At 45.3% G+C, this 8,253-nt stretch carries 10 protein-coding genes; 5 read left to right on the top strand and 5 right to left on the bottom strand.

The annotated features are described in order from the left end of the window. Nucleotides 1-231: 231 nt before the first annotated feature. Entirely contained in the window at nt 232-1,551 is a 1,320-nt protein-coding gene (gene ctpB / locus K4039_RS26950) for a carboxyl-terminal processing protease CtpB (protein WP_265239567.1), read from the bottom strand. A 196-nt stretch (nt 1,552-1,747) separates the two neighbouring features. Here ctpB and K4039_RS26945 point away from each other — a divergent pair, with 196 nt between their 5' ends. Next, a complete protein-coding gene (locus tag K4039_RS26945; protein WP_265239566.1) occupies nt 1,748-2,590 on the top strand; it encodes a hypothetical protein in 843 nt (280 codons plus the stop codon). A gap of 82 nt (nt 2,591-2,672) precedes the next feature. On the opposite strand, the gene K4039_RS26940 is transcribed toward K4039_RS26945, so the two are convergent. Continuing rightward, entirely contained in the window at nt 2,673-3,242 is a 570-nt protein-coding gene (locus K4039_RS26940; protein ID WP_265239565.1) for a pseudouridine synthase, read from the bottom strand. 212 nt (nt 3,243-3,454) lie between these two features. On the opposite strand from K4039_RS26940, the gene wecB reads away from it, so the two are divergent. Further along, nucleotides 3,455-4,570 (top strand): non-hydrolyzing UDP-N-acetylglucosamine 2-epimerase, encoded by a 1,116-nt coding sequence (gene wecB, locus K4039_RS26935; RefSeq protein ID WP_265239564.1) that lies wholly within the window; start codon nt 3,455-3,457, stop codon nt 4,568-4,570. Between the two features lie 155 nt (nt 4,571-4,725). Here the strand turns inward: wecB and K4039_RS26930 are convergent, their stop codons facing one another. The 3 genes from K4039_RS26930 to K4039_RS26920 form a co-directional block, all read right to left on the bottom strand. Beyond that, nucleotides 4,726-5,997 (bottom strand): YgcG family protein, encoded by a 1,272-nt coding sequence (locus tag K4039_RS26930; protein ID WP_265239563.1) that lies wholly within the window; start codon nt 5,995-5,997, stop codon nt 4,726-4,728. A gap of 285 nt (nt 5,998-6,282) precedes the next feature. After that, nucleotides 6,283-6,810, bottom strand: coding sequence for a hypothetical protein (locus tag K4039_RS26925; protein WP_265239562.1), 528 nt, complete (start codon nt 6,808-6,810; stop codon nt 6,283-6,285). 8 nt (nt 6,811-6,818) lie between these two features. Next, nucleotides 6,819-7,316 carry a TIGR00725 family protein gene (locus K4039_RS26920; RefSeq protein WP_265239561.1) on the bottom strand — a complete coding sequence of 166 codons (498 nt, stop codon included), beginning with the start codon at nt 7,314-7,316 and terminating at the stop codon, nt 6,819-6,821. Between the two features lie 139 nt (nt 7,317-7,455). Between K4039_RS26920 and K4039_RS26915 the strand changes: the two genes are divergently transcribed. Genes K4039_RS26915 through K4039_RS26905 form a run of 3 tightly spaced genes read left to right on the top strand, consistent with a single transcriptional unit; the run spans nt 7,456 to nt 8,253 of the window. After that, nucleotides 7,456-7,686: a hypothetical protein gene (locus K4039_RS26915; RefSeq protein WP_265239560.1), complete on the top strand. Its 231-nt coding sequence runs from the start codon at nt 7,456-7,458 to the stop codon at nt 7,684-7,686. Between the two features lie 26 nt (nt 7,687-7,712). After that, complete coding sequence (locus K4039_RS26910) at nt 7,713-7,922, top strand: DUF2281 domain-containing protein (RefSeq protein WP_265239559.1); 210 nt, start codon at nt 7,713-7,715, stop codon at nt 7,920-7,922. Beyond that, nucleotides 7,909-8,253 (top strand): type II toxin-antitoxin system PemK/MazF family toxin, encoded by a 345-nt coding sequence (locus K4039_RS26905; protein WP_265239558.1) that lies wholly within the window; start codon nt 7,909-7,911, stop codon nt 8,251-8,253. The genes K4039_RS26910 and K4039_RS26905 overlap by 14 nt, the downstream gene beginning before the upstream one ends.

Below are 8,253 nucleotides of genomic sequence, written 5' to 3'. Positions count from 1 at the left end.
GCTTTGCAGTAAGGTTTCTACTAATTTGTCACCAGATGTTTTTTGCGTCATGTTTTGTATTTTACCATGCTGTGGCTAGATTGTGAACCTTCTTTTTTGCTGTTACCCCGATTTATTGAGCGGATACCAAATAATCTTCTAGCAATTTGAGGCTAAATCAAACTACAAAAAACAAAACCCGCCGGTGCGGGTTTTATCTTAAAACTAATTGTTAATGGCTCATAGTTTCAACTACTTTTTAGGATCAAGAGCCTGCTTACCAGTAGTGGGATGGGCAGACGCAGCGTTAGTTTTCAAAAGTGCGATCGCCTGCGCGTAAACAGGATCGTCCTTAGTAGCAACCAACGTCGGTTTGTTGGCTAATTTCAGCTTTTGTTCGTCGGTAACTTCCACCTTGACATCGGGAGTAACGCCCTTGTGGCTGATGTCCGTACCGTTGGGAGTATAGTAGTGAGCGATCGTCACCGCCAATCCCGAACCGTCAGACAAAGGATGCGTAGACTGCACCAAAGCTTTGCCAAAAGTTTGGCCGCCCATCACAGTCGCGCGCTTGTTATCCTTCAGCGCACCAGCCAAAATCTCGCTGGCGCTGGCCGAGTTGTTGTCCACGAGCACCACCAAAGGCTTGTCAGTGATGGCAGTGCGGTTAGCCCGCATTTCCTGAGAACCTCCCGCGCGATCGACTGTACGGACGATCGCCCCTGAATCCATCCACATTTGCGCGATATCAATGCTCACCGACAGCAAACCGCCGGGATTACCCCGCAAATCCAACACAAAAGCGTCAGCTTTCTGATCGGAGAGCTTTTTAATCGCCCGCTGCATTTGTTCGCCCGCGTGGGAACTAAACTCTTGCAAGCGGATATAACCGACATTCTTGTTAGCTTCCTTTTTGAGGCTGTAGCGAACCGCTGCTACCTCAATTCTGGCCCTAGTCAGAGTGATGTCAAAGTCGCTTTTGCCCTGACGAGCAATCCGCAGCGTGACTTTCGTGCCTTCAGCGCCCCGAATTATCTGAGCCGCATCCGCGACAGTCATGCCTTTGGTAGCTTTACCGTCAATCATCAAAATTGTATCGCCAGCTTGAACCCCAGCCTTCAGGGCTGGGGAATTTTCCATCGGTTCGACTACCGTGATCGCTTTCGTTTTCTCATCTTCTTCGAGCCTCATCCCCACCCCTGTCAGTTCCCCGGAGATTTGACTCCTGAGGGCTTCGTACTGCTTCGGATCCATGAAGCGCGTGTAGGGGTCTTTTAATTTCTCTAGGGCATTACGGAGGGCGGTGTAAGCGGCTTCGCGAGAAGTATAATTTTTACTCAGCAATTCTTGGCGAGTAACTTGCCAGTCAGTCTTGTTAAAGGTGGGATCGACATAATCTCGGTTCACAATTTGCCAAGCTTCGTCTAAGACAGCTTTGGGGCTATCTTGAAGCTCGGCACGGACTGATTGACTCAGGCCAGGAACGAGTAAAGATATCGAAGCGGTTGTTGCCATCACCCCAGTGAACAGGGCTGCCTGTAACTTAGAAAAGCGTCTGCGGGCTTGATTCATTGAATTTTGGCTCAATTCGATTTTAGATTTTTGATTTGAGATTTTATATTGCTAAAAAATCTCAAACTACCACTTAAACTATGTTGTGGAGGCCATAGCATCCCTTTTGATAGTTTAACGAGATTTATAGCCGATCGCCAACCAATCATGACTCTATTTTAATAAACTTAATTTAAAACTCGGATTTAAAGGTCTCGTGGAAGCTAAAATCGCACAATTTTCCCGTAATTGGTTGAGTCTGCTCCTGAATGGAGTTATCGGTGCAGCAGCGCTGGCTGGCGTCATTACCATGCAGTCGATCGGGCAATTAGGCGGAATGCCCCCAGTTGCCGTTCCTACAGTGCAGAAGCCACTCTCTGCCATATCTGCTGCCAGTTTCAAGCAAGCCTCCCAGCAAGAAGCCCAGCAAGAAGCCCTGCGGCTAAAAATGCTCAAAACTCTCCCTAGTCTTGGGTTTGACAATTTAATTGCCGATTGGACATTTCTCAAATTTTTGCAGTATTTTGGCGACGACGAAGCGCGAGATGTGACCGGCTACAATCTGAGCCAAGAATATTTTGACATCATCACGCGGCGCGATCCTCGGCGAGTGGAAATTTACCCATTTCTGTCAGTTGCTGTTTCCTTTTATCAAGCAAAACCCGAAATCGCCGTGCAGTTAATGGAACGGGGTACTAGCGCCCTTTCGCCGCAAATTGATCCGCAAGCGTGGACAGTGTGGCGAAATAAAGCTCTCGATGAATTGCTGCTGTTGGGGGACATTCCTGACTCAATTCACTCCCACGAAATGGCTGCTGACTGGGTGGAACAAACCCCGAAAGGCCGCGAATTGGCGCAGATTTTTCGAGGAACTGCTGAGTTTTTGCGTCGAGATCCCGATAGCGTGCCGGTGCGGTTTGCAGCTTGGAGCACGGTTTATGCTCAAACAAAGGACAAAATTGTGCGACTAAGGGCGAAACAAGCTCTTGTCAAGTTGGGAGCTCAGGTGCAAAAAGATCGGGATGGAAAGGAGAGTTTTATTTTGCCGGCTAGAAAGTAGTTGATTGTTGACTGTTGACTGTTGACTGTTGACGGTTAACTGTTGGCGGTTAACTGTTTACTGTAATTCCCCAATCTAAAATCTAAAATCTAAAATCAGCTTGAGTTAATTCGCGCCATTCACCGGGTTTGAGGCCTTCGAGACGCAAATGCCCGATCGCACTTCTCACCAACCGCAGCGTCGGGAACCCTACTGCTGCGGTCATCTTACGGACTTGGCGGTTGCGGCCTTCGGTGAGAGTCATTTCCAGCCAAGCTGTCGGAATGTTTTTGCGAACTCGAATCGGGGGATCGCGGGGTGGCAATTCGGGTTCTGCCGACAATAATTGCACTTTTGCCGATCGAGTCCGATAATCTTGAATGGTGACACCAGTTTGCAAAAGGGCGATCGCACCCGCATCTGGAACCCGTTCCACCTGAACCAAGTAAGTGCGGGGATGAGCGAATTTTGGATCACTGAGGCGGTGCTGCATTTGTCCGTCATCGGTTAACAGCAACAAACCTTCACTATCGCGATCGAGCCTTCCAACTGCATAAACATCAGGAATCGGAATATAGTCTTTAAGAGTGCTGCGTTTAGTTTCCCCTGAATTGTCAGTGAATTGAGTTAAAACGTCGTAAGGTTTGTAAAATAGAATGTAGCGATAGGGCATGACCAATTAACAAATAAAGATGTACCAAAATTCCGAGTAGAAAGGATAGAAAATCGTCAAAAAATATTTGATTTATCTCTCTATTTTCTCCCTTCTCTGCGCCCTCTGCGCCCTCTGCGGTTAAAAAAAAATCTTATTAACCAACGATTCAAACCAGCTATAAAATATCCAGCCTTTAAGAGCTGCACAAATCTCAACTACCCAATTTTACCATGCCCGAAGCCACACACCGCGTTTGTATCGTCCTAGGAACTCGCCCAGAAGCGATCAAACTAGCCGCTGTAATTCAACTGTTCAAAAAATCACCAATCTTTGACACCCAAGTAATTTTAACCGGTCAGCACCGGGAAATGGTCGAGCAAGTAATGCGAATGTTCGATCTAAAAGCCGATCGCGATTTAGCAATTATGCAGCACCAGCAAACCCTAACCGACATTACATCCCGCAGCTTGCAGGGTTTGGAAGCCTGCTTTAAGGAATTGCAGCCAGAAATCGTATTAGTTCAGGGCGATACAACAACAGCGTTTGCGGCAACTTTAGCTGCATTTTATCAAAAAATACCAGTAGGTCACGTAGAAGCCGGATTGCGAACCGACGATTTGTTCAATCCCTATCCCGAAGAGGCTAACAGGCGGTTGATATCTCAGCTCACAAAGCTGCATTTTGCTCCGACAGCGCTGGCTGCAGAGAATTTAGGGCGATCGGGCGTTTTGGGAGGAATTCACCTGACAGGCAACACAGTCATCGACGCCTTGTTATCCGTCGCCAAACGCGAACCAGAATGCAACATTCCCAACCTAGATTGGAACAAACATCGCACCATTTTAGCAACAGTCCACCGCCGCGAAAATTGGGGAAAACCCTTAGCAGGAATTGCGCGAGCATTCATCCAAATCTTAGATAAATTTCCCGATACAGCCTTACTCTTACCACTGCACAAAAATCCAACCGTTCGGGAACCTTTAAAATCTCTTTTAGGCGACCATCCCAGAATCTTTTTAACAGAACCGTTGGACTACGCGGAATTAGTAGGAGCCATGCAGAGAAGTCATTTAATCCTCACAGATTCCGGCGGCTTGCAAGAAGAAGCACCGAGTTTGGGCAAGCCAGTTTTAGTATTGCGAGAAACCACAGAAAGACCAGAAGCAATTGCCGCCGGAACCGCTAAACTTGTCGGTACAAATTCTGATACAATTTTCACAGCAGCCGCAGAATTGCTGAGTGATTCTACAGCTTACGACGCAATGGCAATGGCAATCAATCCCTTTGGCGACGGTTTAGCAGCATCCCGGATTTTGAAAATAGTTGAAGAGTATTTTAGTGATTAAAAACCAATCCTAAAATAGGTTTGTAGTGAGGAATTTAGTCCGCATCCATCACAGCACTAAAGTCCTCACTACAAACCTATATGATAGTGGTCATTCTAGGGAAAACGATCTAATTCAAAATTGAATAAAGTGCGCCGAATAGCACCTTAGAACTATTACCAATCTCCACCGCCGCCACCACTACTAGAGTCGCTACTGCTGCTGCTGTAGTCGCTACTGCTGCTGCTGTAGTCGCTACTGCTACTGCTGTAATCGCTGCTGCTACTGCTGCTGTAATCGCTACTGCTACTACTGCCGCAGTCGCTGTTGCTAATGCTGTAATCGCCACCCGCACCGCCACCGCTGGAGTCGCCACCACCAAAGCTACCTCCGCAGTCGCTGTTGCTAATGCTGTAATCGCCACCCGCACCGCCACCGCTGGAGTCGCCACCACCAAAGCTACCTCCGCAGTCGCTGTTGCTCATACTGTAGTCGCTGCTATTAGTGCTGTAGTAGCCACGGCAATCATCGCTGCTACTGTTAATGCTGTAGTCGCTACTGCTACTGTAATCGATGTTGTTACTGCTGTAGTAGCCACCCCCACCGTAATAGTTTTGGCTGTTACTGCTGTAATTGCGATTGTTACTGGTGTAGTTACGCGGATAACGGCGGTGGCGGTAACGAGATATCCGAGAAAATAAGCTGCGAAATATCCTGAATAGAATGAAGCAAGGTATAAAAAATGCTATGAATGCTATGAATAACAACCCTAGTAAGCCATAGATTAAATTCCATGAATCTTCACCTGTGGACTTACTATTGCTAATAACTGGTGATTCAGCAGGTATTGGCGACGGTGTTAGCGCTTGAGATGGTACTATGGGAGCCAAGGGCAGCGCGTTTTGAGATTGCACGTTTGCGATCGGAGTTTGTAAAACATTAACTAACGCCTTTGTCCCCGCCAATGTACCCCCGTCAAAGTCCTGCTGTTTAAATCTGGGCGTAATCTCCGTTTGAATAATACTTACCATTTTCGCATCGGGCAAAAGGCTTTGAATCCCCGAACCAGTCTCAATCTGAACACGGCGTTCTCCAGATGAAATCAACAATAAAACTCCGTTATTTTTACCTTTCTTGCCAATTCCCCAAAAGTTAAATAATTCTGTAGAAAATGCCTTTGGTGTCGCCGATGGCTTGGTATCAGGCACTGTCACCACTGCGATTTCTGAGCCATTTTTTGCCTCCAACTCCGCAATCATCTGATTTAGCTGAGTTTCCGTACTATCACTGAGAATATTGGCTCTATCTGTTACCCAAGTATGATTTACTTGGCGGGGATTCGGTACTTCTTGTACTGTTATAGCTTGACTCGCTACCGGAAATGCAATTGCCGAGAAGCACAGCAAACTGCTAAAAATTATTTGTTTTTTGCTGGATTGTAATTGCATCGTTTCAGTCTCCTGAATAAGTGCCAATCAAAAAATTAAATAGATATGTCCGCCTAATTACAATTAAATAACCAGCTTCCTGTTATGTCAATTCATATTATTCAGAAGTTCGATTCATAAAAGTCATATTTTTAGCGGTTTCTGCACCTTACAGTTATACTCCTAGACGCACGGGTGGGCAGAAACCGGGTTTTTAACCAAGATAATTGCTCACAACCGTGAATTTCGGTTCAAAAACCCGGTTTATTAGTGGGCGAGTGCGATCGCCCACTAATTTAGATATATTTAAGGAGAGGGAATTTGTGGCACAAAATTGCTGCTGCCTTTATAACCGGATAAAAGAGCAAGTTTTTCCAAAGATTGCCTGCCGGTGTAATATTTTCCCCGAATTTCCCAAGTGGGATAAGCTTGAATCTTAGCAGCTTTGCACAAATCCGGTTGAGCATCTTTCCCCCTGGGATCGCACTCAATGTAAGTAATCGCGGTAAATGCTTCTTTGCCGAAAAGTTCTTGTTGCGTGTGACAGTGAGGACACCAATAAGCACCGTACATTTTAGCTTTGATAGTCTGCAAATGGGTTGCTAAAGCTATTTGATCCGGCGCGGATTCGCTAGTAATTGGGGGGCTTTCTTGATCGGTGACAGGCAATTTGACAGGAGCAGGAGGCGGAGGAGGGGGCGTTTGTGCTAAAGTTTGAGTGGATTGGTTGCTGAAACTTAACTGTGCAATTCCTCCGTCTGCTTTGGTACTGCCGAAAATCCCCAGAGTTAGGAAAATTGCGATCGCACAAAAGTTGAATTTGCTTACTTTCATCTTGAATTTCATCTGGGATTTGCTAGGATTTCGCGAGCTTGATTCATAGCCTCTACAGCATTGTGTACCACAAAAATGTTAATTTTGCCTAAATTTTTAAAGAAAAGTTGACTTTCCAAGCTATGATTTAACAAAATAACTTGCTTGTGAGCTTTGAGGGCGAGGGCAATTTCCGAAGCTGTACCCGCGCCCGTACCGCAGGCAATTATCACATCTGAAGAAAGAATATTAATGTTATTTCTGGCGTTTCCCATATCGGTGACAATGGCAATATCGACAGCTTCGGAAATGCCGCGAGTATCGTTTCCCGGAAGGATGCCAATTGTTAAACCGTTAGCTGATTTTGCACCTTTGTTGGCGGCATCCATCACGCCGACATTTCGGCCGCCCGTTAGCAATATCCATCCAGTTTCGGCGATGAGTTGTCCGAGTTTATAGGCGTTTTTTAAGTCGGTTGATGTGGCATTTTCGCCTGGGCCCATGATGCCAATGATAGTTTTTTTCATAGTTTGGGATAATATGGTGTTATTGATATTTGCTATTTTTTTTGCACGATAGACGAAGGTATGTTATCATAAAAATACTTGCATCCTAAACAAAGCTTTTTAAACAACTAACTTGGGTAAAGTTCCTAGTATTGTTACTATGAAAGAGCAAACATTTACACTAGATGAGTCTCAGATCAAATTTTTAGAACTCTGTCAAAACTATGGATTTAAAGATCCTAGTGAATTGGTGAGAATAGCGATTCAACGGTTGGAGTTAGCGTTAGAAGCCCAGCAGTTAGAAGAATCGGCGATGCTTTATGCGGAACTTTATGCAGAAGATACAGAGTTACAGGAATTGGCAGAATTAGGTTTAGAAGAATGTGTGTAGTGTTTTCAATAAAAAGGTGATAGAAGATGAGTATCGCTAAAAGTCCTGAAACCAAGCTGATCGAAAAAATTCGTAGCTTACCGCCCGATAAAATTACGGTATTAGAAGATTTCCTCGACTTCCTTCTAACTCGAAGTGACGATAGTCTTCTAACTTATAGTGCGACTAAACTCTCCGAAGCAGCTTTTGCTAAAATTTGGGATAACCCAGAGGATGCAGAATATGACGAGTTATAATTTTGGTGATGTGGTTTTAGTTCCGTTTCCTTTTACCGATCAAACGACTAATAAAAAGCGTCCAGCCGTTGTGGTTAGTTCCGATGTCTATAATGCAGAATATCCCGATCGCATTCTGATGGGCATAACCAGTCAAGTTAGCAGTAGCCCGAAAGCCGGTGATATCACGATCGCAGATTGGCGAGGGGCTGGGCTTTTAAAAGCTTCTATGATTAAGCCTGTTATTACGACAATTGAGAAACAACTGATTATCAAAAAACTGGGAAGGCTTCAAAATGTAGATATCCAGTCTTTGAAAGAGGGATTGATTGGAATTATAGGTAATAATTGA

The sequence above is a fragment of the Lyngbya sp. CCAP 1446/10 genome, from assembly GCF_026130175.1.
Classification (GTDB): Bacteria; Cyanobacteriota; Cyanobacteriia; order Cyanobacteriales; family Microcoleaceae; genus Microcoleus.
Note: the sequence above shows the minus strand (reverse complement) of the source record. Positions and strands in the feature narration are given on the sequence as shown.